Genomic DNA, 22,229 nt, shown 5'->3' on the forward strand with positions numbered 1-22,229 from the left:
GGCATATCCCGCAGAGAGCACAAGGCGGTGGCCGCACCACAACGGACCTGCCAGGGAGCGACATCTTGTTTTTTTCCCGCCCGCCGGCCTTTGCACTTGCCTGCGTTTTTCTCTGGTTCGTGCAGCTGGTCATGGGCATGGCGTTGCTGGTGTGGGGCGGGCAGTGGGGTGAGCACGGCAGTCGGCAGTGGGGTGCGGCCAATCTGGGGGTTGCGCTCTTGCTGGGCACTCTGCTGCTGATGCAGCTGCCGCGCGCCCTGCGCTGGCGCCCGCGGCGCAGCAAACGCACGCCGCCCGAGGTGGTGCAGGAGCGCCAGCGCATCGCCCATGACTTGCACGACCACGTGGGCTCGCAGATCGTGGCCGCCATGGCCCTGGTGGATGTGAGCGACCCCGGCGCCCGGCCGCTGGTGCAGTCGCTGGAGCAATGCCTGCTGGACCTGCGGCTGCTGGTCGATTCCATGGACGGCGACGACGATGGCCTGCCCGAGCGCCTGGCACGCCTGCGCTACCGCTTGCAGCCTGCCCTGGACCGGCGTGGCATTGCGCTGCGCTGGGAGGTAGCGCTGGAGCCGGGCGCCGCGTGGCCCGCCGGCCAGGCGGCGCGCGAGTGCGTGGCCATCGTCCGAGAAGCGGTCAGCAACGCCATCCAGCACTCGGGCGCCACCGAGCTGCGGGTGGCGCTGCAGGGCAGCGGGGGCAGATGGCGGCTGCAGGTGGCTGATAACGGCTGCGGCCTGGCACCGCAGTTGCTGCAGGGCGAAGGCGGCGGCCAGGGGCTGCACGGCATGCGCCGGCGCGCCAACGCCCTGGGGGCGCAGCTGCAACTGCACAGCGCCCCCGAAGGAGGGGTGACGGTAGAGCTGTCCAGCGCACTACCCGTCGGCTGAGCTGCAAGCCCGCACTTCATTTTTGATAGCTGCTGGCGCAAAGCCAGAGCGGGCCAGGGCCTGATTGGGCGCCCAGTCGCTGCCGGCTGCTACTTGCCGCCTTGCGGTGCCAGCAGCTGTGCGCAGCTGGCATCGTCCTCGGCCCCGGGCACGGTGATGGGCACCAGGGCCAGAGCCGCCGGGGCGATGGCAGCGGCGGCCACGGCGGCGCCAGCGCGCAGCAGCAGCGGGCCGGGCTCCACGCCCACCTTGGGGTGGGCAAAGGTGCCGCGCACGTACAGCGGCGTGCGCAGCGACAGGAATTTCCACTCCAGCGACTTCGGGCGAATGCGCAAGCTCATCGTTTCGTCGCCCAGGTCCACCAGGCCCGTCACGTCCACGATGGCTTCCTCGGTGTTCAGGCGCACGCGGTTGGCGTCCGCCATGCCGTCCTTGACGCGCCAGTCGGCCACGGCGCAGCGCAGCCGGACCTCTTCGTTCTCGCCGAACAGCTTGGCCACCACCACGCTGCCCAGGTTGAGGGCAGCCAGGTCCAGCATCTCCTTGCTGAAAGTGCCATTGCGGATGTACAGGCGTGCGCCGCCATCGCTGCTGGCCAGCATGCGGGCGATGGAATCGCCGCGCCCGGCCAGCTGCAGCGAGCCATCCAGTCGGCCAAAGCTCTTTTTCATCAACTCCACCTTCGGGAACAGCGCCGACAGCTGCAGCCCCTCGACCGAGCCCTTCAGCTTGACCTGCAGCGGTTTGGCGCGTCCGTCCAGCAGCACGTCCGAGTCGATGCGGCCCTGCGCGAAACCAAAGCGCAGCGGGGTGAGGTGCAGCTGGCGATCGTCCAGCACGGCGCGCACGCTCAGGTGGTCCAGCGGCAGCGCTTCGGGGCGGATGATCTTCTCGCCGGCAAAGGCCAGGTCCAGATCCATCGCGCCCCAGCGGTCGGCAGCGAAATGCGCATCCGGGAGCACCTTGCCGGGCCGCTTGTCGGTACCCTTTTCCTGCGTGCGCTTGCCGCTGGGTGCGCCCAGCACGGGCCCCAGGTCGGCCAGGCGAAGCTGCTTGGACGTCATGTGCCCCTGCAGCTTGGGCCGGGGCTTGCCGGAGGTATAGGTCACGCTGCCGTGCAGGTCGCTGTCCCCCACGATGCCATTGAAGTCGCGGTACTCCCACACCGCCTTGTCTGGTGCCAGGCTGCCCAGCAGCCGGCCCTTGACCTGAAAGGGCGGTGTGTTGGGCAGCACCAGGCCGGTCAGCGGGAACAGGTCGGCCATGCTGGGCGCGCGCAGCTGCACCTGCAAGTCCATGCCCGACAGCGCGGCCGGGTTGTCCAGCACGCCTTCGGTCTGCACCTGCACGTTGCCCGAACGCGCCACCAGGCGCAGGGGATAGCGCACTTTCTTATCGCGCAGCGTCAGCACTGGCCCACCCACGCCCTCGCCGCTGATAGCGGCCTTGCCGTAGTTGCCCGCCAGCAGTACGTGGACGCCGTAGCGGCCGTCTTCGGTCTGCTCGTCACCCGGCGCCAGCGTGTCCACCCGCGCGCGCAGCGCCAGGTTCTTGATGCCGTCCACATAGCCCAGCCAGCCGCCGCGGATCACCAGCTGGTCCACGCGCAGGTCCCAGGGGGTATCGCGCCCGGGCTGCTCCTCGCCCTGATGGCGGCTGGCGAAAGTCCAGTTGTTGAGCCCATCCTGGCGGCGGGCCAAGGCGATGTCGGGCGCCGTCAACACCACGGTGTCCAGCACCAGCTTGCGCGACAGCAGCGGCAGCAGACGCATGGTGGCACTGGCGCTCTCGATGGTGCCCATGCCCTGGGGCGGGCGGGGCGGGGCGTCGGCCTGCGCGTCCTGGCCCGCTTCCAGGGCCAGGGCGCGCTCGGCCTTGGCAGCATCCGAGGCAGGCAGGGCAGGGTCGCTGGCGGGTAGTGCGGCACTGGCCTTGCGTGCCTGAGCGGCCTTGTCTGTTTTGCCTCCCTTGTCCGCCTGGTCGCCTGCTGTTTCCCCAGCCCCGTCGTCGGCGCGTGGCTCGGGCAATGGCTTGACCGGGAGGGCAGGCAGGTCGGGCGCAGCCTTGGCCGGGGCCTCGACCACGGCGAAGCCTTGCGGGTTGTCCATGGACAGCTGCTGCGCCTGCACCGTCACGCCAGGCACCCATCGGCGCCAGCCGGTTTCCAGCGGCTGAGGCCAGTGCCAGCGGGCCGACAGGTCGCCCTCGATGGCGAAGCGCCGGCCCGTGGCCTCGCTGACCTTCTCGTTGACCCACGGCTTGGCCCGGTTCCAATCGAAGGTGGTCACCAGCACGATCAGTAGCGCCAGCACGCCCAGCAGGGCTGCAAGGGCGATCAGGAACCAGCGCAGGGCACGGGCATGGCGCCGAGGCTGGGGCGCGCTGGAGGGATGGGAGTCTGCAGGCGTGGGCATGTGCGTCCGCATGCTAGGGCCAAGGCGTTGCGCTGTGCGTAGGCGGCGGGCGCTTGCCGCGCTCGTCCTACAGCGCAGGGCCGGGTCGCCTTTGGCAGGCAGGTGTACGGGCCCTTGGCCTACGAGTTGCGCGCATTTGTTGCATCAAGAATCGAAACATTCGGTTTATTGGCCACTCTGTCCTCTTTACTCACTCGTTCACACCAAGGCCGCACAACATGCAAATTGCCCAAGCACTGACCCAGGAAACCATCTTTGGCGTGGCCGACGGCGCCACCTATTCGGGCATGCTGTGCCTGGGCGGCGATGGCAAGCGCTACTTCTTCTCGCAAGCGCAGGTGGACGGCCAGCCTGTCGCCCTGGGCCGCGATCATTTCCCATCGCGCGAAGACGCGCTGCGCGGCCTGGCCGACGCCGCCGCCGGCCTTCGTCCCGCCTCGCGCGCTTGACGCTGCACACCAGCAGGCAGCCATGGCAGAGCAGACCATCCGCATCCTGGAAGAAGGCTACCGGGGCTTTCTGATCCGCATCCCCGTGCCCGAGAGCGGCGGGCGCATCCTGCCCCTGCCGGTGCAGGCCAGCGTGACCGCCGTGACCGACCACGCCGCCGCACATCTGGACGCCGTGCGCTGGGACGCGGTCGAGCAGTCCGAGGGCGACCTGCACACTCTGGCGCATATCAAGCACGCCATCGACGTCGCCCTGGAGGGCAGCGAACACCAGCCGCCCCTGCCCGGCGTATTTGAGACCGGTTTGCAATGAAAATGGGCTCCAGCGCTTGCCGGCCAAGCGCCAGCAGCTAGCAAAAGCATAGCGATGGCCGCCGCGTTTTCTACAATGCGGGCCCTATGCACAACCCCCATGACCCGCGCGTGCTGCCCCTGCGCGAAGGCGTCAGTCCCAGCTGCGTGGTGCTGCCTTCCACCGGCACTGGTTCGCTACTCGACTTTCTGGCCAGCCGCCTGCCCGCCGTGGCGCGCGCCGACTGGCTGCGCCGCATGGCCGCCGGCGACGTGGTGGACGAACACGGCCTGCCCGCCAGCGCCACTACCCCTTTTACGCCCGGGCTGCGCTACTACTACTACCGCGAGCTAGAGCACGAGGCCCCGCTGCCCTTTGATGAGGCGGTGCTGTACCAGGACGAGCGCATCGTCGTCGCCGACAAGCCCCACTTCATGCCGGTCGTGCCGGCGGGCCGCTACCTGCAGCAAACGCTGCTGGTGCGCCTGAGGAGGCGACTGAACCTGCCCGAGCTGTCTCCCGTGCACCGCATCGACGCCGGCACGGCCGGGCTGGTGCTGCTGTCGGTGCAGCGCGCCACGCGCGGGCGCTACCAGGCGCTGTTTCGCGAGCGCACGGTGCGCAAGATCTACGAAGCCATCGCGCCGTGGCGCGACGACCTGCCACTGCCGCGCGTGCAGCAAAGCCGGTTGGAGGAAAGCGGGCATTTCTTTCGCATGCACGAGGTGCCGGGCGTGCCCAATGCCGTCACCCGCATCGACATGATCGAGCGCCTGGGCGGTTACGCCCGCTACCGGCTGGAGCCGGTGACCGGCCGCCGCCACCAGCTGCGCGTGCAGATGGCGGCGCTGGGGCTGCCCCTGGTGGGCGATACGCTGTACCCCGAGGTCAACGACCCGGCGCCAGGGGACTATTCCAGCCCCCTGCAGCTGCTGGCGCAGGCGCTGGCCTTCGAGGACCCTGTCACGGGCCAGCATCGGCAATTCGCCAGCGGGCTGCGATTGCGGCCGCTGGCTGGCCTGGCAAAGGCTTGAAGCAGCCCCTAAGGCCGCGGCGACCGCAGGGGAAAGCGCGCTGGAGTGCAATGGCTGGCGCCCTCCTTGTCCAGGCATGGGGGGCGATCTAACGTCCCAATGAGAACAAGGTTGCACCATGGCCCAGCGCATCAATCCTCAGGCGCAGTCCCCCGAGCTGTTCGGCAAATTCCTGGAGTTCAGCAACTGCCTTGCCAAATCCGCCGCCGAGCCCGGCCTGCGCCACCTGGTCGAGGTCCGGGCCTCGCAGCTCAACGGCTGCGCCTTCTGCCTGGACATGCACGTCAAGCAGGCCACCATGCACGGCGAGCGGCCCTTGCGCCTGCACCACCTGGCCATCTGGCGCGAGTCGCCCCTGTTCACTCCCAGCGAGCGCGCTGCCCTGGCCTGGACGGAGGCGCTGACGCAGCTCAGTCCGCACGGCGTGTCCGACGAGACCTATGCGCAGGCGCGCGCGCACTTCAGCGAGAAAGAGCTGTCCGACCTGACCTTCCAGATCATGGCGATCAACGCCTGGAACAGACTGAATGTGGCCTTCCGCGGCGAGCCAGGCGCGCTCGACAAGGCTTACGGACTGGACAAGGCCGGCCTGTCCTGAAGGCGGCAGCGCAACCCCGGTTCGGGCAAGGAGAACCCCATGGCCCACCCCCATGCCCGCCAGAAGCGCTCCGCCTTCCGCGCGCTGCACCAGTCGGGCTGCTTTGTGCTGCCCAACCCCTGGGACGCAGGCAGCGCCAGCGCCCTGGCGGCGCTGGGCTTCAAGGCGCTGGCGACCACCGGCTCGGGCTACGCCTGGTCGTGCGCCCGCGCGGACGGGCAGCTGTCCCGGGTTGAGACCCTTGCGCACCTGCGCCACATGGCCGCAGCTACCGACCTGCCCATCAACGCGGATTTTGAAAGCGGCTTTGCACAGACACCCGAGGGCGTGGCCGAGAGCGTACGCATGGCCATCGACACCGGCGTGGCCGGTATTTCCATCGAAGACTCCACCGGCGACCCGCAAGCGCCCCTGCGCGACAGGGCCGAAGCCGTCCGCCGCATGCGTGCGGCGCGCGCTGCGATCGACGAAGCCGGCGGCGACACGCTGCTGATCGGGCGGGCCGAGAACTTCTTCGTCGGCCGCCCCGACCTGGACGACACCATCGCGCGTCTGCAGGCCTATGCGCAGGCGGGTGCAGACTGCCTGTACGCCCCGGGTATCCGAACGCGCGAGCAGATCAGCGCGGTGGTTGCAGCCGTGGCGCCCAAGCCGGTCAACGTGCTCATCGGCTGGGCCGGTGACCTGACGCTGCAGGATTTGGCCACCCTCGGGGTGCGGCGCGTGAGCGTGGGTGGAGCGCTGGCGCGTGCGGCCTGGGGCGGCTTCATGCAGGCGGCGCGCACGCTCGCCGAGCAGGGAAGGTTCGATGGGTTTGCCGAGGCGGTTGGCGGGGGGAGCTGAATGCGCTGTTCAGCGGGCCGACGCGGCGGCTTCAGGACTGAAGGGCAGCCTGTCGCCGCGCTGTAAAGGGCTTTGGGTGATGGGAATAGAACAATCCTATGAAACCCGCATGAACACTCACTTTTGAGCGTTTAGTTTTTGCCTGTTCCCCAGGATGTTCCCCATGATTTGGGAAGCCCATCCGTTCTCACCCCCTGCACATCAGGATCAGCTCCTTGCGCTCGCTGCGCGGGTCTATGACGCTTTGCACGTCGTAGGTCTTGCCGCGATGCACCACGCGCACCTGGCTGTTCACGTCACCACGCCAGCGAATGCGGATGCGGGCCGTCACCTCGGACTGCGCCGCCTGCGCTGCGATGAACTCCCGGCCCACCAGCGGCTCTGCTGCTGCCCAGACGGTGGCCAGGGGTGTCCAGCTTTGGACAGGCTGGCCCCATCCGTCCGTGGTGGTGGTGAATTTCTCCAGCGTCACGCGCTGGTCTAGGCGCCCGGCCTGCATCACGCCACCATCACCCGATAGGGGTTCAGCAGGCGGTCGAACAGGCGGTTCTCATGTAGCGGCCGGTCGCTCAGGGTCTCCCGGTTCTCGTACAGGCTGCCCACCAGCATCAGGCAGGCGGCATGAACAGGGGGTGCGGCTGGCAGGGTCTCGGTGCCCAGGTAGTCCAGCACGGCGGTTTCGGCGGCGGCCACCAGGTGCTGGATCAGCGCGTCCTCGGCGTCGTGGTCCACGCGCAAATGGGCTTTGGCGTCGTTCAGGTCGATCATGTCTTTCCCTTCGTTGTAGGTGCCTGCCACCGGCCCCCTGTCAACAGGCCGCGCAGGCGGTCAGATTGCGTTTTCCAGGCGCGGCTCTGACGGGCCGCCGACCACGCCCCAGGTTCAGGGCTGCCGGCTGTCGGGGTTTTGCTGAATCGCGGCACTCACCGACTTATCCGCGTCCGGGCTACGCCTTGCGGCCCCTTCCCGGCTAGGGTGAAACTCACACGAACATGAACCCCTCGCTGTCGTGCTGTAGGGCCTGCTCTGCCTTGCTTGCAGCTCCCATGGCCATGGCCAGGGCCTGCAATCCGTCAATGCGTCCGGTGGCTCGTTGCTTGTCCAGCTTGCGATTGCCTGCCGGGTCGCGCACGGTCGTTGCGTTGGCCGCGCACATGGTCAGGACGGGGTGCATGCCGTGGGCAATGCGCCCGTTCAGCAGCTCGGCTTCCAGCGCGTCCAGGGCGGGGGCCATGTCCTTGAAGCCCTGGCCATGCTCGATCAGCGGCAGGTCGGCGCCCAGGCGGTCCAGCTCACGGCGCAGCTCGTTGATCCGCCAGCGGTCGAAGGCGATAGCGCGCACGTCCAGGCCGTCCAGGATTTCGAGCATGTCGGCTGCAACGTGGGAATAGTCCACGGTGGCGCCGGGGGTGGTGCGTAAGAAGCCCTGCCGGTGCCACACGTCATAGCAAACACGGTCACGCCGGGCGCGGTCGTGTAGCCCTTGCTCAGGCGTCCAGAAGTGGGGTTGGACGTGCCACACGCCAGCGTCGTCCTGGCCGATCAGCACCAGGGCCGTCAGGTCAACGCGGCCGCTCAGGTCCAGGCCGGCGTAAACAGGGGTGTCGGCAAAGTTTCCGACACCTGCCGCGCAGGACTTCCACACGTCTGGCGATATGAAGGGGGCGTCAGTGCTGACCCGCTGGTTCAGCAGCAGATTGCGGGCGCTGTTTTCCATGCTCGGCATGCGCTGCGCCTGGCTCAGTTGCTCGCGCAGGTCATCTTCGGAGCGGAACAAGCCCAGGGCGGGGTTTGCTGCACGCCATGCCTCGGTGTCCAGCAGCTCGCACCCGGCCGGCGCCTCGAACACGTGGCACACGATGCGGGGATCAGCGGATGCGCGGGCGTCATCTATCTGCACACTCAGCCAATCGGCGTCCGATGCCGCTTGCGTGGAAATGATGATTTGCAGCGGGTTTTCGTGGGCGCCTTGCGCTGTCAGCAGGGAGTCGATGAAGTCGCTTTGCGGGCCGCGCACCTGGCCCCATTCGTCGCCAATGACAAGCACCGGCGATATGCCCATGGCCGTTTTGCCGTCTGCGGCAAGGGCCTTGTATTCCACGTTCATGGGCAGGCCGATCAGGCGCTTTCCCGATGGAATGATCCGCACCAGCGGCGCCAGCCGGGGGGACTGCTGCACCATCTTGCACGCCAGGTTGAACACCAGGGCGCTTTGCTCCCGGCTCATGGCGCCAGACACGATCTGGCTGTTTTGCCGGGCCTCGGGTCCGATCAGGTGCGCCAGCAGCAGGCCGGCAGTAAGCGCGCTCTTTCCCGATTTGCGGGCACAGCTCAGGATGGCGCGGCGCGTGCCTGCCGGGTTGTCGTACACGTCCCGGATGAACTGCTTTTGGAAGTCGGCCAGCACCAGGGGTTTGCCCACGTGCGCGCCCTCGGGAACGACACAAAAGCGTTCCATGAACTCGATCACGCGGGCGGCGCGGGTCATACGGCGCGAAGCCTCGGGATCAGGTCGTCGCCTTCGTCCTGGCGGGCCTTGCGCTCGGCTGTCGAGGCGCCCACCAGGTTGGCGGCGCGGCCTGCGGTGGCGGTCGTGTGAACGCTCAGCGAACGAGACAGGGCCAGGGCCAGGCGGGTCAGCTTGGCGTGGTCGTCACTGCCCACGTCGGCGGCCTCGATGGCGTGCTGCACGCGGGCCATGTTCGCCGCGATCACCAGGTCGGAATCTGTCCAGGTATCGCGGGCCCGGCTGGTCACGATGGCCTGCCAGAAGGGCCGGCACGGCTCGGGCAGGGTCACATAGGCGGGCGGCTCGATAGCGCCTTGGGCGGCGTTCTGGTGCGCTTGGGCGGCATAGGCGGCGCTGTCGGAGCGGGGGCGGCGGGTCTTGCTCATGGGTTGCCTATTTTTTAAGCACCTAGCGTTAAAGCGAGGGGGACAGGGCGGTCTGCGGGCAAAACTCTCCCGCGATTTCTGGCTCGCGCGGCTGCAACAGTCGGCAGGTCCGTGCCCATGGGTGCGAGGGGTCCAGCGGCAGGCCGTCGCTGTCGTGGCCCATGGCTACGCGCTTGCCGTGGCTGGCTGCGGTCTTGCGGCTGTGGTCAGCGTGGCAAAGGGGGACAAGGTTGTCCGGGTCGTTGTTGCCGGGGTTGCCGTCGTGGTGGTCCACGTCCGTGGCCTCGGTCACGATCCCGCGTGCATGGCAGTCACGGCAAAGCGGCTCACCAGCCAGCACAGACGCGCGCAGGCGCTGCCAGGCGGCACCGTTAAGGGGCAGGGTGCGGCGGGGGTCGCTGTCGCGTCCGGTGGCCTTGGCGCGCTTCGGCAGCGTCAGGATCGGGCGGTTCATGCTGCGGCCTCCTTGGACGGGTAGGGCAGTGGGGCGGGGGTGGCCGTGGCCTGGCGCGGCTGGTTGTCGATGCCCTCGATCACCGGCAGGTTCTCCAGCTTGCGGGCCTCGCTCGGGAGCATCCAGCCGGCTGTAATGCCGCTGCTGTAGAACGCTGCCCGGTTGGCGCTGTCGCCGCGCAGGATGCCTTCCACCACATGCTCGGCAAAGTAGGTCCGGCGTCCGGCGTCCGTCAGCAGTTGTTTTGCAATCGCCTGCTCCCAGGCCACCAGGTGGCGGCGCAGGCTCAGCGTCACGAACTGGCGGGCCAGCTCCACGCTGTTGGAGTAGTTGCCGTGTCGCAAGTCTCCGACCAGCGTAGGCGGGACGCGGAACAGGCGACAAACTTCCTCCACGGAGAACTGGCGGGCGGCAATCCACTGCGCATCCTCCAGGCTCATGGATACGGGGCGAAGTCCACGCCTTCCTCAAGAACCGCAGTGCGCCCGGCATTGCCGCTGCCGGCGTGCTGGCTGGCCCAGCTTTCCCGGATGGCTTGGCGCTGCTCGGGTTTTAGCTTGCCGGGGAACTTGAGGATGCCCAGCAGCTTGGCGCCGTTGTTGAAGGTGTTGCGGCCGTGGTCCTGCTCGCTCAGGGCCAGCTCGATCACGCCGCGCGCTGCGGTGATGGGCGACACGCCCATGATCCCGTCGTCTGCCAGGCGGTGGCGCAGGTGCAGGACTTCATGGGCCAGCAGGCGCTGCAATGTCCCGGTGCCGTCGCTGTATTCGTACACCAGGCCGGCCGGGGTGCGGCGCACCTGCACGGTGTCCGGTGCGATGGGGTGCAGCTCCCGGACCTGGCCGTCCCAGCCGCGCACCACGCGGGCATACCCGTTGCCCTTCAACAGAACACACGCCATCAGGTATTCCCGGCCTTCCAGGGCGGTCAGCTCGGCATTGAACTGGTCGTGAAGTACCCGGTACAGCGGATGATCGGTGGCGCGCTCTCGATCACCTTCCATGCGCCGATGCAATACCAGCGGCAGGGACGCCACGGTCTCAGACACTGCTTGCACGCAGGCATAGACGGCGGAAACCCCTTGCGCGGTGGCAGGCGTCACCACGGACGGGCCGGGCAGCTCGGGCCAGCCGTTCATGCCGGTGGCGCTCCAGGTGCGGCGCTCCAGGCCGATGGCCGACAGGATGCGGCGCATCATCGGCACAGCTCCAGCCACAGGAAATTGACGCCGGGGCGCTGGCGATACTCGCCCGTCATGATGGGGTCGCGCAGGAACTCATCCATGCCCAGCGCGTCGGCGGCTTCCTTGGCGCTGCGCAGTGCCACCGTGGTGTCTGAATAGGCCGGGTCGCTGGTCAGGGTCACTTCCACCAGGTCAACCGACAGCAGCTCACGAACGAGGGTCGAACCTCGCTGCTCCCAGCGGTCGCCACCTTCCTTCACACGGAACCCGAAGGAACACCCGGCCACGTCGCCACGGTCCACCAGGATGGCCAGGTCGCGGCCGTGGGTGGTGTCGGGTAGGGCCAGCTCGAAGGCCAGGCCCTTGGCGTCCTCGCGCAGCTTCAAGCTACCGCCTCGGGTCGTGCCCAGCAGGGCGGAACCGTCGTGGTGGTACAGGGCGCGCACGTTGGCGCCACTGTCCAGGGTGTCTCGGAACGCGCCTTGGCGGATCACCTCGGAGAACTCGCCTAGGTTGGCCTCGCTGTTGAACACAGCGGCATACCCGGACAGGGCGCGGCCATTGCTGGCCAGGCCGTGGGTGGAACGGACTTCCAGCATGGCCAGCTCCTTACAGGGCTACGTCGGACGCAACAACGAACGCCTCGGGGCGGCGCACGGCAACGTCGGCGGTCATCAGGGCGCGCACCATGACGCCGCCGCGCTTGTAGGCGGTCTCAGCGTAGGGGTTCACGAGGATCTGCACGCTGTCCCACACGCCCACGAACATTTCCGTGAAGTCGCCCAGCACGATCTGACCCTTCACCGGGCTGGTGCCCTTGCCCGGAACCTGATTGGTCACTGCCACCGGCAGGCCGGCCAGGGTGCCGTTCTCCAGCAGGTAGCCGGCGCCGGCCGTGCTGCTTTTCAGCGTCGTGGCCAGCTTCATGGCGGCGCCGGGGGAAGTCAGCCAGGCGGTAGGCGACACGTTCTTGACGCCCAGCTTGAGCATCATTGCTTGAACCGTGTCCCAGCTCAGGGTGGCCAGGTTGGCGGTCTGCACGCCGGGGGTGTTCAGCAACCCCAGGGGTTCCTTCACGCCGTCGCCGTTGATCATGGCCAGGTCGAACGCTTCGGCCAGAACGGCGCTCATGTCATCACGAACAAGTTGTTCGATCTGCGGGCTGGCTTGCTGGATCAGTTGGCGGCTCAATTCCGTCAGCGCGCCCACATGGCGGGGTTTGAGCGTCAGTTGGTCGAACGTCATCCCGCTTTCCGTCAGGCTCTCGCCCTCGGCAATCCACTGCGCCACATGGCTGGTCTTTTGGCGGGGGATCACCACGTCGCCGCGAAGTCCCGTCAGCACGCGGGCGCCCAGGCGGCGCATCACCAAGCTGTTGCGCAGCGGGCCGACGAACAAATCCGGGCGGAAGTCCTCGGGCACGATGCCTGCGGCGCTGGTGGTGGTCTGCGCGCGGGCCTCGAAGGCCGACAGGGGGACGAACACGCCCTTCTTTCCGGTGCGCTGCTCGATCTCGCGCGAATACTCAGCCACTGCACCAGCGGCGGCGCGGCCTTCCACCTGGCAGGCGATGGCCTCCACCAGACTGACGGCGCCGTGCAGCTCGTTGCGGGCCTTGTCCAGCGGGCCGGCGCTGCGGCGCTCGGCGTCCTCCAGGAATTGGGCGCGGGCCTCGTCGGCTTCCAGGCTGGTGATTTCGCCTTTCAGCTTGTCGAAGGCGGCTTGCTGCTCAGGAGACAGCTTGTCACCGGCCAGCAGGCTGCGGGCTTCGTGGACTTTGGCGGCGCGGGCTTCGCGGATGGCTGCGAGTTGCATAGGGGTCACTTTCAATAGGTGCCCTGCAATCGCCGGGCGGTTGTCGATAGCTATATTCTATCGACTACCATAAACCCATGCAATTTATCAATAGTGCTGACATGAAAAAACCCGCTCGGGGCGGGGGCGTGGACTATTTCGGGGCCTGCACTGAAATACTCCAGGCGAAGCGGTAGCGGCTGGCAACTTTGCCAGCCCCCTTCGAAACCAGCACCAGGACGCCATCTGCCACCAGCGCGCGCAGCATCAATGCGGCTTCCTTGTGGCCGAGCGCCAGCACCTCGCCTGCCTGTCGCGCCGAAATGAAAAATGGCTCGGCGCCGTGATGCGCTTGCAATGCGCGACAAACACGAACCAAATGGATCGCGCTTGCCCCGTAGCCCAGCGCTTCAATCCCAGTGGGCAGCGGTGCCGCGTGGTCGATGTTCCGCAGGATGCCGCCCATAACCTCGCCGTGGGGCGCGCGCACCTTGTCCCAGCCGGTCAGAAATTCGGCCCATGATGTCGAAAAGTCTTTTGTGCCGATCACGGGTTCTGCCAACCGGTGCCACTCCTGCACGATAGCGCGCAGCTCTTCGCGGGTCGCCTCCGGGCGTGCCCCCTTTGCCCAGCGTGCTAGCTCAAACAAGCGTCTGTTGCGCTGCCCCTCCTGTGTTGGCAAGGTGCTGGCAGGCGGCACCCCACAGAAGAGCACAGAAGAATACAGAGGATTGCCTACGTCATCTTCTGTCCTCTTCTGTGGGGTAGCTTCCCGAATGGCATGGGCCACCTCAGAAAAGCCCCGCAGCGGCACGAGCGGTCCCGACTTGATGGGATGGCCCGTGACGGTCAGGTAACGTTTGCTGGCGTACAGCTCCACGTTCACGCCGTCCAACCGTCCCCGCCTGCCGGGAATGTTTTCGCCGTAGCCGAAACCGCGCAGGCCGGTGCCGCTCGGGCTCAGTTCGATGTAATCGCAGCCGATGCGATCCAGCAAGTCCAGGGCGGCGGGCTCAGGCTCGCCCGCATGGACGCACTTGTCCAAGTCCACTCCCACGATGCCATCACCAGATAAAACAAACCCCACGCCTGAGTAGCCTCCTTCCTCATAGGCGGTTTGGGCTTGATTGAAGGTGGCCCAGGTACTAGGGTCGGTCACGCTGGCCGTGCTGTTGGTCGCGGTGGGGGCGTAAGGCACCTTCGGCCCCTTCCAGACTACCCAGCGCGGCACGCTGCGCAGCTCAGCAGGGATAGCTACGAAGTCGGGCTGCATGGGTCAGGCTCCGGGCGAGTATTTCGGGGCCTGCACTGAAATACTCTTCCAAGTGCCCATGATGCTTTTCATGGACTCGATTTCTGCGGCTTCGATGTCGATGGCGTGATTCCAGGCGTCCGCATCCAGCATGGACTCGATGGCGGCGTCCAGCCGCTCGCGCAACACCACAGGGGACAATGCATCTACCTCCCAGCAGCGGTGCCCGTAGTTCTCTACAAACCAGTCATGCCGGGTGTCCCCCACCTTGTCCTCCACGGGGAACCACGGCAGTTTCGTGTCGGCTGTCACGTCGCTGGCGTCCAGGGCGATGCGGATGATTTCAGCGGTGCCACCATAGCGGGCAAGGCGGGTCGGAATATCCCGCTCCGACATTTGCATCCCGCTCGGATCGTGGTCGCCGATGTAGAGCACTGTCATGGGCTTGGTGCTATCAAGGGTTTCCTGAGCAATGCCGTAAATGGAAGTCGCGCTTCCATACCCGTGCATTACGCGGAACGTGACGCCGTACTTGCTCAGAACGGGGGCCACGGTGCCGCGTACCGTGCCCTTTTCGGCCCACACCTCCACGCGACGGGGTTGCATCTCCCAGTAGTCTTTGCGGTACTGCCTCACAGCAGCGCCGATGATGGACTCGGGGTTACTCCATGAGCTGGTGCGCTCGGCTTCGCGGGTTTCGTCCACGATCCACTCCCAGGGGATCAGACCGTTTTCGCGGGCATAAACAAGCTGTGTCCCCACTGCATTGGTGCTGCCCTTGCTCATGTTGGGGATCAATTTTTCAGTGAATAGCCGGTAGCAAACAGCTCGTACGCTGGCGGGCTGGATTTCCTCCAAGATGCGAATCGATGCCTTGATGATTTCCAGACTTTTTGCGGCTTTGCCGCGTCCCTTGCGCTTCGGGGCGGTCATGCTGCCCCCTTGGCTCGCAGCCAGTTGGAAACCTGCCCGGCTACCCAACGAGTGCAGCGGGTGCCGTCTTTGACGGGTGCGGGGAATTTGCCCTCAGCCACCCGGCGGCGGATAGTTGATTCAGACAGGCCGGTGACTTCGATCACCGTCTGAATCTTTAGCAGGGCTTCTTCGATCTGGAGCGCGTAAACCGACTGGAGCGGCGCGCGCTTATGGCGGGGTTGGGTAGTTGCGGGTTGCACTTTGCACCTCGTGAATGAACACGGGTGCAATGGTGTTTTTCTAGCTGCGCTCAGTCATTACCCGCCTGCTAGCAAGCAGGCCGGCTTGCCAGCAGGCGGGGTGTTCTTTAGCCATACTTCGCGCATCTGCTTTTCAGTTACTACAACATCAAATTCATTGCGTACACGTTTCACGTAGTCCCGCGTGAATGCTGATTTGTTGCCGTTATAAGCGGCACGATGGAGCGCCCACTCTCTCAGCACAAAAGCCTTCGCCTTCCTCGATTGTTCATGGCGCACGGCAGCATTCTTTTTTGCTCGCAGTGTATTAAAACCGTCGTTCAGTCGATCAACTATGTCCTGAATGCTCTCTATAGATGGGTCGGATGGTTCAAAGGCCCGCATCAAACGCAAAAACTCTAGGCAGGTATCCGATTTCTTTACCTCAGGATCACTTTCGAGATCCAGCAGAGTTTGGTAAATCTTTTCCCGCGCTTTACCTTCGTCCGACTGCACCCACAGATCCCAGACTTCCAAATCGCTTAGTTCGTCAAAATCATCGTTATCCATGCGTCCCTCACGCTCCCTGAAAAGGTGCCCGCCCAGCCCGTCAGGGAAACGGGTTTTCGGGGATCAGCCTAGGGCTGGCAAATGGGGTAGGTCAGGTAGGTTGCTTCTTAGCCATGCGCTCGTCCAGCAGGCGGTTTAACCCTTCCATCGCGCTATCCACCAGGTCTGACACTGTCCAAAGGAAGTTGTCTTGATACATGGGCGCCATATCCCGGAAGCTCTCGCCGCCGCCGCCACACGTCATGCACAGCAGCGCCTGCGCCTTGGTCAGGCCGTCATGAATCTGGTCAAGCGAAGTTGCTCGTTCCAGCGCATTCGGTCCGGTGAGAATGTCGGTAGCCATTGGTTGATCCTCTCTCGATCGGTTGATGGTCAGACAGCCTTGGCGGTTGCGTCGCCTCGGCTGTCGCCTTGTTGCCCTGCTTTGTCCGGTGCAGGGCGTGCCGGTATCTCAGGCGCGCAGCGGGATCACGTCCGCGCCTTCGCGCAGTTTGTCCAGGTAGTTGGCCCATGCGGTCATCATCTTGCGGCGCTGGTCCATGAACTCCGCACGGTCGTATGCCATGCCCAGCGGACCGCTTTTGCCATGGGCTAGTTGGGCCTCGATCACGTCGGGCGCGACGTTCAAGTTCTCCACGATCAGCGTGCGGGCCATGGCACGGAAGCCGTGGGCGGTCATGGTTTCGTTGTCGTAGCCCATGCGCCGCAGGGCAGTATTCAGCGTGTTGTCGCTCATGCAGCGCCCTTCGCCTAAGAGCGACGGGAACACGTACTTGCGCTGTCCGGTTAGTGGCTTGAGGCGGCGTAGGCATGCCATCGCCTGTTCGGATAGCGGCACCAAATGGGGACGGCCGTTGATCTTGGCCTGCTTGGTGCGCTTCATCTTCGCCGCTGGGATCGTCCACAGGGCTTTTCCAAAATCCAGTTCGGCCCACTCCATCTGACGAATTTCGCCCGGCCGCTGGAACGTGAGCGCGGAAAGGATTAGCGCCTCACGCGTGATAGGGCTGCCGTTGTACACGGCAATGTCGCGCAGTAGCTGCCCAGCCTCGGCTGGCGTCAGCACCGCCGCCATATGGCGCACCAACACGGCTTGCAATGCGCCCTTGAGTGGGGCGGTAGGGTCGTTGGTCGCCCGCCCGGTGGCGATGGCATAGCGGAACGTCTGACCAGCGTACTGGCGCAGGGAATGGGCGGTTTCGTTCTTTCCTTGTCTCTCCACCTTGCGAATGGTGTCCAGCACCAGGGGCGGGGCAATGTCCGCTACAGGCAGGGCGCCCAGGTAGGGAAACAGGTTGGCTTCCTGCATACGCAGCCACTTCTCAGCGTAGGCGGCGCTCCACTCGCGTTCCTTGAGCTGGTGGAACTCCCTAGCCACGGCCTCATAGGTGTTTGCGCTGTTCACCCTGGCAGCGGCCTTTTCCATTCTGCGCTGCTGCACAGGGTCCAGCCCTTTGGAGTGAACGCGGCGTGCATCGTCGCGTGCAGCTCGGGCCGCCTTCAGCGTGACTTCAGGAAAACTGCCCAGCGCGAGGCGCTTTTCCTTGTTGTCGTGGCGGTACTTCCAGAACCAGCGCTTGGAGCCGGCTCGGGACACTTCAAGATATAGGCCGCCGCTGTCGGTGAAGCGGGCGCGCGGCTGGTCTTGGGGGCATGTAGCCCGCTGGACTTCGACGTTGGTCAGCATGTTGGGGGAACAGTTTTGAGGATTTGCCCCCAAAACCGGGGACGTTCCCCATGTTGTACCCCCATTCCCCATGCGCTTCAATGGCGCAACATGACTGCCTATGACGGGTAAAACCGTCTAAGCTATTGATTCAAAAGGGGATTTTGACTGCTTATGACGCAACATGAAATGTTGCAATGGAGCGGGTGATGGGAATCGAACCCACGTTATTTGCTTGGGAAGCAAGAGTCCTACCATTGAACGACACCCGCGTGGCTGGTAGGAGGCCGAAGGCGCGAATTGTAGCGTAGCCGCCGGGCTGCGCGGACCAGGGCGGATTGCAAGTGTTTTTGCCATCCAGCCCTTGCTGGGCAAGCGCCAGCAGCTATCAATACCGAAGCGCCTGGGCTACAGGCCGCCCAGGCACAGATACTTCAGCTCGACGTACTCTTCGATGCCGTGGCTGGAGCCTTCCCGGCCCAGGCCGGACTGCTTGACGCCGCCAAAGGGCACCTGCTCGCTGGAGATCAGGCCCACGTTCACGCCCACCATGCCCGCTTCCAGCGCCTCGCCCACGCGGAAGATGCGCGCCATGTCGCGGGCATAGAAGTAGCTCGCCAAGCCAAACTCGGTGGCGTTGGCAGCAGCGATAGCCTCTTGTTCGGTCTTGAACCTGACGATCGGCGCCAGCGGCCCGAAGGTCTCTTCGCGTGCGAACAGCATGCCGGTGGTGGCGTCGGCCAGCACCGTGGGCTCGAAGAACTGGCCCGAGCCCAGGTCGGGCAGGGCCTTGCCGCCGGTGACGATGCGCGCGCCCTTGGCCACCGCGTCATCCACATGGCGCTGCACCTTGTCCACCGCGGCCTTCTCGATCAGCGGGCCGATCAGCACGCCGTCGTCGAAGCCGTTGCCGACCTGGGCCTGCTGCACGCGGGCGGCGAACTTCTGCACGAACTCGTCGTACACGCCGTCCTGCACGTAGAAGCGGTTGGTGCACACGCAGGTCTGGCCGGCGTTGCGGTACTTGCTGGCAAAGGCGCCTTCCACCGCGGCGTCCACGTCCGCGTCGTCAAACACCAGGAAGGGCGCGTTGCCGCCCAGCTCCAGCGACAGCTTCTTGATCGTTGGCGCGCACTGCTCCATCAGGATGCGGCCGACCTCGGTGGAGCCGGTGAACGACAGGTGGCGCACGTGCGCGCTCTCGCACAGCACGCGGCCCACGCCGGCCGCGTCGTCGCTGGTGACCACGTTCAGCACGCCGGCGGGAAGGCCGGCGCGCTGCGCCAGCTCGGCCACGGCCAGGGCGGTGAGCGGCGTGAGCTCGGCCGGCTTGACGACCACCGTGCAGCCGGCGGCGATGGCCGGGGCCACCTTGCGCGTGATCATGGCCAGCGGGAAGTTCCACGGCGTGATGGCGGCGCACACGCCGATGGGCTGGCGCAGCACCAGCAGGCGGCGGTCAGGCTGGAAGTGCGGCAGCACCTCGCCGTTCACGCGCTTGGCCTCTTCGGCAAACCATTCGACGAAGCTGGCGCCGTAGGCCACCTCGCCGCGCGCCTCGGCCAGCGGCTTGCCGCCTTCGGCGGTGATCAGGCGGGCCAGGTCGTCCTGGTGCTGCATGAGCAAATTGAACCACTTGCGCAGCAGCTGGCTGCGCTCCTTGGCGGTGCGCGCGCTCCAGCCGGGCAGAGCTTCGCGGGCAGCGTCGATGGCGCGCTGCGTCTCCTGCGGGCCCAGGTTGGCCACGTCGGCCAGCTTGTGGCCGGTGGCGGGGTCGTGCACGTCCAGGCGCTGGCCGCCGGCAAACCACCGGCCGCCCAGCAGGGCGTCGGTCTTGAGCAGGCTGGCATCGGCCAGCAGGGACAGGGGTGAGGTAGTGGCGTTGTTCATGGCGTGGCGCGGCAAAAGGCCGATAGACAGGCTTGCGGAACCTGCCAGCATAGCCCTGGCGTGCATGCCTGCGGCGCCACTGCCGAATGGGGGTAAAACCTATAATTGCCGGTTGGCCGCGGCGGGCGCACCGCGCCGCCCGCCCCGAGCAAAAAACCCTTCGATACCATGAGCACACGCACTTTCTCCGTTGCGGACATCCGCAAGACGTTCCTCGAGTTCTTCGCCGCCAAGGGCCATACGGTGGTGGCCTCCAGCCCGCTGGTGCCCGGCAACGACCCGACGCTGATGTTCACCAACTCGGGCATGGTGCAGTTCAAGGACGTGTTCCTGGGCACGGACAAGCGCTCCTACGTGCGCGCCGCGTCCGTGCAGACCTGCCTGCGCGCCGGCGGCAAGCACAACGACCTGGAGAACGTGGGCTACACCGCGCGCCACCACACCTTCTTCGAGATGCTGGGCAACTGGTCGTTCGGCGACTACTTCAAGCGCGAGTCCATCCACTGGGGCTGGGAGCTGCTGACGCAGGTGTACGGCCTGCCGGCCGACAAGCTACTGGCCACCGTGTATCACGAGGACGACGAGGCCTACGGCATCTGGACGAAGGAGATCGGCCTGCCGCCCGAGCGCGTGATCCGCATCGGCGACAACAAGGGCGGCAAGTACAAGAGCGACAACTTCTGGATGATGGCCGATACTGGCCCCTGCGGCCCGTGCTCGGAGATCTTCTACGACCATGGCCCGCACATCCCCGGCGGCCCGCCGGGCAGCCCCGACGAGGACGGCGACCGCTTCATCGAGATCTGGAACCACGTGTTCATGCAGTTCGACATGAAGGAAGACGGCAGCGTGGTGCCGCTGCCCGCCCCGTGCGTGGACACCGGCATGGGCCTGGAGCGCCTGGCCGCCATCCTGCAGCACGTGCACAGCAACTACGAGATCGACCTGTTCGAGGCGCTGATCCGCGCCGCCGGCCGCGAGACCGGCACGGTCGACCTGGCCAACCCGTCGCTCAAGGTGATTGCCGACCACATTCGCGCCACCGCCTTCCTGGTGGCCGACGGCGTCATCCCCAGCAACGAGGGGCGCGGCTACGTGCAGCGGCGCATCATCCGCCGCGCCATCCGCCACGGCTACAAGCTGGGCTGCAAGACGCCGTTCTTCCACAAGCTGGTGGCCGACCTGGTGGCGCAGATGGGCGACGCCTACCCCAAGCTGCGCGAGCAGCAAGAGCGCATCACCGAGGTGCTGCGCGTGGAGGAAGAGCGCTTCTTTGAGACGCTGGCGCACGGCATGGACATCCTGGACGCGGCGCTGGCCGGCGGCGCCACGGTGCTTGCCGGCGACGTGGCCTTCAAGCTGCACGACACCTACGGCTTTCCGCTGGACCTGACGCAGGACGTGGCGCGCGAGCGCGGCGTCGAGGTCGATGGCGCTGCCTTCGACGCCGCCATGCAGCAGCAAAAGACCCAGGCCCGCGCCGCAGGCAAGTTCAAGATGGACCGCGCGCTGGAGTACACCGGCGCCGGCCATGATTTCACCGGCTACGAGCGCCTGGAAGAAAGCGCGCAGGTCGTGGCCCTCTACCACGACGGTGCGCCCGTGCAGCAGCTCATCGAGGGCCAGAGCGGTGTGGTGGTGCTGTCGTCCACGCCGTTCTATGCCGAGTCTGGCGGCCAGGTGGGCGACCAGGGCGTGCTGGCGGCGCAGGGGCTGCAGTTCGGCGTGGTCGATACGCAGAAGATCCGTGCCGACGTGTTCGGCCACCACGGCACGCAAACGCAGGGCACGCTGCGCATCGGCGACACGGTCATCGCGCGCGTGGACACCCAGCTGCGCGCCGCCACCGTGCGCAACCACAGCGCCACGCACCTGATGCACAAGGCGCTGCGCGAGGTGCTGGGCAGCCACGTGCAGCAAAAGGGCTCGCTGGTCAACGATGAGCGCACCCGCTTCGACTTCACGCACAACGCGCCTTTGAGCGATGCGCAGATCACCGAGATCGAGCGCCTGGTGAACCAGGAAATCCTGGCCAACGAAGGCACGCAGGCGCGCGTGATGGACATCGAGAGCGCCCAGAAGACCGGCGCCATGATGCTGTTCGGCGAGAAGTACGGCGAGACCGTGCGCGTGCTGGACATCGGCACCAGCCGCGAGCTGTGCGGCGGCACGCACGTGGCGCGCACCGGCGACATCGGCCTGTTCAAGATCGTGGCCGAGGGCGGTGTGGCCGCGGGCGTGCGCCGGGTCGAGGGCATCACCGGCGCCAACGCGCTGGCCTACGTGCAGCAGCTCGAGGCCACGCTCGAATCGGCCGCTGCCACCCTGAAGGCCCCGCTGGCCGAGGTGCAGCCGCGCCTGGCCCAGGTGCTGGAGCAGGTGCGCAGCCTCGAGAAAGAGCTGGCCGCGCTCAAGAGCCGCATGGCCGCCTCGCAGGGCGACGAACTGGTCAACCAGGCCGTGGATGTCAAGGGCCTGAAGGTGCTGGCCGCGCAGCTGCCCGGCGCCGACGCCCGCGCCCTGCGCGAGACGATGGACAAGCTCAAGGACAAGCTCAAGAGCGCCGCCATCGTGCTGGCCGCCGTCGATGGCGACAAGGTGCAGCTGGCTGCCGGCGTGACGGCCGACGCTACTTCCCGCGTGAAGGCCGGCGAGCTGGTCAACTTCGTCGCGGGCCAGGTGGGCGGCAAGGGCGGCGGCAAGGCCGACATGGCCATGGCCGGCGGCACCGACGCGGCGGCGCTGCCACAGGCGCTGGCGTCGGTGGCGGCGTGGGTGCAAGAGCGGGTCTGAAACGCAGCAGGCCCGCCAGCAGCGGGCCTGCCATGGGGCTGATGCGCCGCGGGTGCCG

General features: G+C 66.4%; 21 protein-coding genes, 1 tRNA gene and 2 pseudogenes. 7 read left to right on the forward strand and 17 right to left on the reverse strand.

Annotation, left to right across the window (positions count from 1 at the left end):
- The first annotated feature begins 65 nt into the window (after nt 1-65).
- Entirely contained in the window at nt 66-890 is an 825-nt protein-coding gene (locus C7H73_RS08800; protein WP_193483920.1) for a sensor histidine kinase, read from the forward strand.
- An 89-nt stretch (nt 891-979) separates the two neighbouring features.
- Here C7H73_RS08800 and C7H73_RS08805 read toward each other — a convergent pair whose 3' ends face one another.
- Nucleotides 980-3,304 (reverse strand): AsmA family protein, encoded by a 2,325-nt coding sequence (locus tag C7H73_RS08805; RefSeq protein ID WP_106846297.1) that lies wholly within the window; start codon nt 3,302-3,304, stop codon nt 980-982.
- Between the two features lie 218 nt (nt 3,305-3,522).
- On the opposite strand from C7H73_RS08805, the gene C7H73_RS08810 reads away from it, so the two are divergent.
- The 5 genes and pseudogenes from C7H73_RS08810 to C7H73_RS08830 all read left to right on the forward strand — a co-directional run bounded on the left by C7H73_RS08810 (nt 3,523) and on the right by C7H73_RS08830 (nt 6,561).
- Nucleotides 3,523-3,753, forward strand: a complete 231-nt coding sequence (locus C7H73_RS08810) for a hypothetical protein (protein ID WP_106846298.1) — start codon at nt 3,523-3,525, stop codon at nt 3,751-3,753.
- A 22-nt stretch (nt 3,754-3,775) separates the two neighbouring features.
- A complete protein-coding gene (locus tag C7H73_RS08815; protein ID WP_106846299.1) occupies nt 3,776-4,066 on the forward strand; it encodes a hypothetical protein in 291 nt (96 codons plus the stop codon).
- A gap of 86 nt (nt 4,067-4,152) precedes the next feature.
- Nucleotides 4,153-5,079 (forward strand): pseudouridine synthase, encoded by a 927-nt coding sequence (locus C7H73_RS08820; RefSeq protein WP_106846300.1) that lies wholly within the window; start codon nt 4,153-4,155, stop codon nt 5,077-5,079.
- A 118-nt stretch (nt 5,080-5,197) separates the two neighbouring features.
- On the forward strand, nt 5,198-5,677 hold the full coding sequence (locus C7H73_RS08825) for a carboxymuconolactone decarboxylase family protein (RefSeq protein WP_106846301.1): 480 nt from the start codon (nt 5,198-5,200) through the stop codon (nt 5,675-5,677).
- A gap of 39 nt (nt 5,678-5,716) precedes the next feature.
- Nucleotides 5,717-6,561, forward strand: a pseudogene (locus C7H73_RS08830) (isocitrate lyase/PEP mutase family protein).
- 146 nt (nt 6,562-6,707) lie between these two features.
- On the opposite strand, the gene C7H73_RS08835 reads toward C7H73_RS08830, so the two are convergent.
- The 16 genes and pseudogenes from C7H73_RS08835 to C7H73_RS08905 all read right to left on the reverse strand — a co-directional run bounded on the left by C7H73_RS08835 (nt 6,708) and on the right by C7H73_RS08905 (nt 19,378).
- Nucleotides 6,708-7,019 carry a phage head closure protein gene (locus C7H73_RS08835; protein ID WP_106846303.1) on the reverse strand — a complete coding sequence of 104 codons (312 nt, stop codon included), beginning with the start codon at nt 7,017-7,019 and terminating at the stop codon, nt 6,708-6,710.
- Nucleotides 7,019-7,288, reverse strand: coding sequence for a head-tail connector protein (locus C7H73_RS08840; protein WP_106847602.1), 270 nt, complete (start codon nt 7,286-7,288; stop codon nt 7,019-7,021). The genes C7H73_RS08835 and C7H73_RS08840 overlap by 1 nt, the downstream gene beginning before the upstream one ends.
- Before the next feature lie 214 nt (nt 7,289-7,502).
- The gene (locus C7H73_RS08845; protein ID WP_106846304.1) at nt 7,503-9,008 is read right to left on the reverse strand and encodes a terminase large subunit; all 1,506 of its coding nucleotides are present in this window, start codon (nt 9,006-9,008) and stop codon (nt 7,503-7,505) included.
- Nucleotides 9,005-9,415 carry a terminase gene (locus C7H73_RS08850; protein ID WP_106846305.1) on the reverse strand — a complete coding sequence of 137 codons (411 nt, stop codon included), beginning with the start codon at nt 9,413-9,415 and terminating at the stop codon, nt 9,005-9,007. Before C7H73_RS08850 ends, C7H73_RS08845 begins: the two co-directional genes overlap by 4 nt.
- A gap of 28 nt (nt 9,416-9,443) precedes the next feature.
- Complete coding sequence (locus C7H73_RS08855; protein WP_106846306.1) at nt 9,444-9,869, reverse strand: HNH endonuclease signature motif containing protein; 426 nt, start codon at nt 9,867-9,869, stop codon at nt 9,444-9,446.
- Nucleotides 9,866-11,067: pseudogene (locus C7H73_RS15890) on the reverse strand (phage portal protein). Before C7H73_RS15890 ends, C7H73_RS08855 begins: the two are co-directional and overlap by 4 nt.
- Nucleotides 11,064-11,651 (reverse strand): HK97 family phage prohead protease, encoded by a 588-nt coding sequence (locus C7H73_RS08865; protein ID WP_106846307.1) that lies wholly within the window; start codon nt 11,649-11,651, stop codon nt 11,064-11,066. Before C7H73_RS08865 ends, C7H73_RS15890 begins: the two are co-directional and overlap by 4 nt.
- A gap of 10 nt (nt 11,652-11,661) precedes the next feature.
- Nucleotides 11,662-12,867: a phage major capsid protein gene (locus tag C7H73_RS08870; RefSeq protein WP_106846308.1), complete on the reverse strand. Its 1,206-nt coding sequence runs from the start codon at nt 12,865-12,867 to the stop codon at nt 11,662-11,664.
- A 133-nt stretch (nt 12,868-13,000) separates the two neighbouring features.
- Nucleotides 13,001-14,119 carry a hypothetical protein gene (locus C7H73_RS08875; protein ID WP_157948338.1) on the reverse strand — a complete coding sequence of 373 codons (1,119 nt, stop codon included), beginning with the start codon at nt 14,117-14,119 and terminating at the stop codon, nt 13,001-13,003.
- Between the two features lie 3 nt (nt 14,120-14,122).
- A complete protein-coding gene (locus tag C7H73_RS08880) occupies nt 14,123-15,031 on the reverse strand; it encodes a hypothetical protein (RefSeq protein ID WP_227001313.1) in 909 nt (302 codons plus the stop codon).
- Nucleotides 15,028-15,273, reverse strand: a complete 246-nt coding sequence (locus C7H73_RS08885) for a helix-turn-helix transcriptional regulator (protein ID WP_106846310.1) — start codon at nt 15,271-15,273, stop codon at nt 15,028-15,030. The genes C7H73_RS08880 and C7H73_RS08885 overlap by 4 nt, the downstream gene beginning before the upstream one ends.
- A gap of 57 nt (nt 15,274-15,330) precedes the next feature.
- Entirely contained in the window at nt 15,331-15,822 is a 492-nt protein-coding gene (locus C7H73_RS15525) for a thioredoxin domain-containing protein (protein ID WP_157948339.1), read from the reverse strand.
- Between the two features lie 91 nt (nt 15,823-15,913).
- Nucleotides 15,914-16,165, reverse strand: a complete 252-nt coding sequence (locus C7H73_RS08890) for a hypothetical protein (RefSeq protein ID WP_106846311.1) — start codon at nt 16,163-16,165, stop codon at nt 15,914-15,916.
- A 108-nt stretch (nt 16,166-16,273) separates the two neighbouring features.
- Entirely contained in the window at nt 16,274-17,509 is a 1,236-nt protein-coding gene (locus C7H73_RS08895; RefSeq protein WP_106846312.1) for a tyrosine-type recombinase/integrase, read from the reverse strand.
- Between the two features lie 177 nt (nt 17,510-17,686).
- Nucleotides 17,687-17,760, reverse strand: a tRNA-Gly gene (locus C7H73_RS08900).
- A gap of 136 nt (nt 17,761-17,896) precedes the next feature.
- Nucleotides 17,897-19,378, reverse strand: coding sequence for an NAD-dependent succinate-semialdehyde dehydrogenase (locus C7H73_RS08905; protein ID WP_106846313.1), 1,482 nt, complete (start codon nt 19,376-19,378; stop codon nt 17,897-17,899).
- Between the two features lie 168 nt (nt 19,379-19,546).
- Here C7H73_RS08905 and alaS point away from each other — a divergent pair, with 168 nt between their 5' ends.
- The gene (alaS, locus tag C7H73_RS08910; protein ID WP_106846314.1) at nt 19,547-22,171 is read left to right on the forward strand and encodes an alanine--tRNA ligase; all 2,625 of its coding nucleotides are present in this window, start codon (nt 19,547-19,549) and stop codon (nt 22,169-22,171) included.
- The last annotated feature ends 58 nt before the right edge of the window (nt 22,172-22,229 follow it).

It is taken from the genome of Pulveribacter suum (genome assembly GCF_003013695.1).
Lineage (GTDB): Bacteria > Pseudomonadota > Gammaproteobacteria > Burkholderiales > Burkholderiaceae_C > Melaminivora > Melaminivora suum.

What these genes read in the sequence shown, in the direction of transcription:
- C7H73_RS08805 (WP_106846297.1), bottom strand. Translation starts at nt 3,304, where the DNA reads ATGCCCACGCCTGCAGACTCCCATCCCTCCAGCGCGCCCCAGCCTCGG.
- C7H73_RS08810 (WP_106846298.1), top strand. Translation starts at nt 3,523, where the DNA reads ATGCAAATTGCCCAAGCACTGACCCAGGAAACCATCTTTGGCGTGGCC.
- C7H73_RS08815 (WP_106846299.1), top strand. Translation starts at nt 3,776, where the DNA reads ATGGCAGAGCAGACCATCCGCATCCTGGAAGAAGGCTACCGGGGCTTT.
- C7H73_RS08820 (WP_106846300.1), top strand. Translation starts at nt 4,153, where the DNA reads ATGCACAACCCCCATGACCCGCGCGTGCTGCCCCTGCGCGAAGGCGTC.
- C7H73_RS08825 (WP_106846301.1), top strand. Translation starts at nt 5,198, where the DNA reads ATGGCCCAGCGCATCAATCCTCAGGCGCAGTCCCCCGAGCTGTTCGGC.
- C7H73_RS08835 (WP_106846303.1), bottom strand. Translation starts at nt 7,019, where the DNA reads ATGCAGGCCGGGCGCCTAGACCAGCGCGTGACGCTGGAGAAATTCACC.
- C7H73_RS08840 (WP_106847602.1), bottom strand. Translation starts at nt 7,288, where the DNA reads ATGATCGACCTGAACGACGCCAAAGCCCATTTGCGCGTGGACCACGAC.
- C7H73_RS08845 (WP_106846304.1), bottom strand. Translation starts at nt 9,008, where the DNA reads ATGACCCGCGCCGCCCGCGTGATCGAGTTCATGGAACGCTTTTGTGTC.
- C7H73_RS08850 (WP_106846305.1), bottom strand. Translation starts at nt 9,415, where the DNA reads ATGAGCAAGACCCGCCGCCCCCGCTCCGACAGCGCCGCCTATGCCGCC.
- C7H73_RS08855 (WP_106846306.1), bottom strand. Translation starts at nt 9,869, where the DNA reads ATGAACCGCCCGATCCTGACGCTGCCGAAGCGCGCCAAGGCCACCGGA.
- C7H73_RS08865 (WP_106846307.1), bottom strand. Translation starts at nt 11,651, where the DNA reads ATGCTGGAAGTCCGTTCCACCCACGGCCTGGCCAGCAATGGCCGCGCC.
- C7H73_RS08870 (WP_106846308.1), bottom strand. Translation starts at nt 12,867, where the DNA reads ATGCAACTCGCAGCCATCCGCGAAGCCCGCGCCGCCAAAGTCCACGAA.
- C7H73_RS08875 (WP_157948338.1), bottom strand. Translation starts at nt 14,119, where the DNA reads ATGCAGCCCGACTTCGTAGCTATCCCTGCTGAGCTGCGCAGCGTGCCG.
- C7H73_RS08880 (WP_227001313.1), bottom strand. Translation starts at nt 15,031, where the DNA reads ATGACCGCCCCGAAGCGCAAGGGACGCGGCAAAGCCGCAAAAAGTCTG.
- C7H73_RS15525 (WP_157948339.1), bottom strand. Translation starts at nt 15,822, where the DNA reads ATGGATAACGATGATTTTGACGAACTAAGCGATTTGGAAGTCTGGGAT.
- C7H73_RS08890 (WP_106846311.1), bottom strand. Translation starts at nt 16,165, where the DNA reads ATGGCTACCGACATTCTCACCGGACCGAATGCGCTGGAACGAGCAACT.
- C7H73_RS08895 (WP_106846312.1), bottom strand. Translation starts at nt 17,509, where the DNA reads ATGCTGACCAACGTCGAAGTCCAGCGGGCTACATGCCCCCAAGACCAG.
- C7H73_RS08905 (WP_106846313.1), bottom strand. Translation starts at nt 19,378, where the DNA reads ATGAACAACGCCACTACCTCACCCCTGTCCCTGCTGGCCGATGCCAGC.
- alaS (WP_106846314.1), top strand. Translation starts at nt 19,547, where the DNA reads ATGAGCACACGCACTTTCTCCGTTGCGGACATCCGCAAGACGTTCCTC.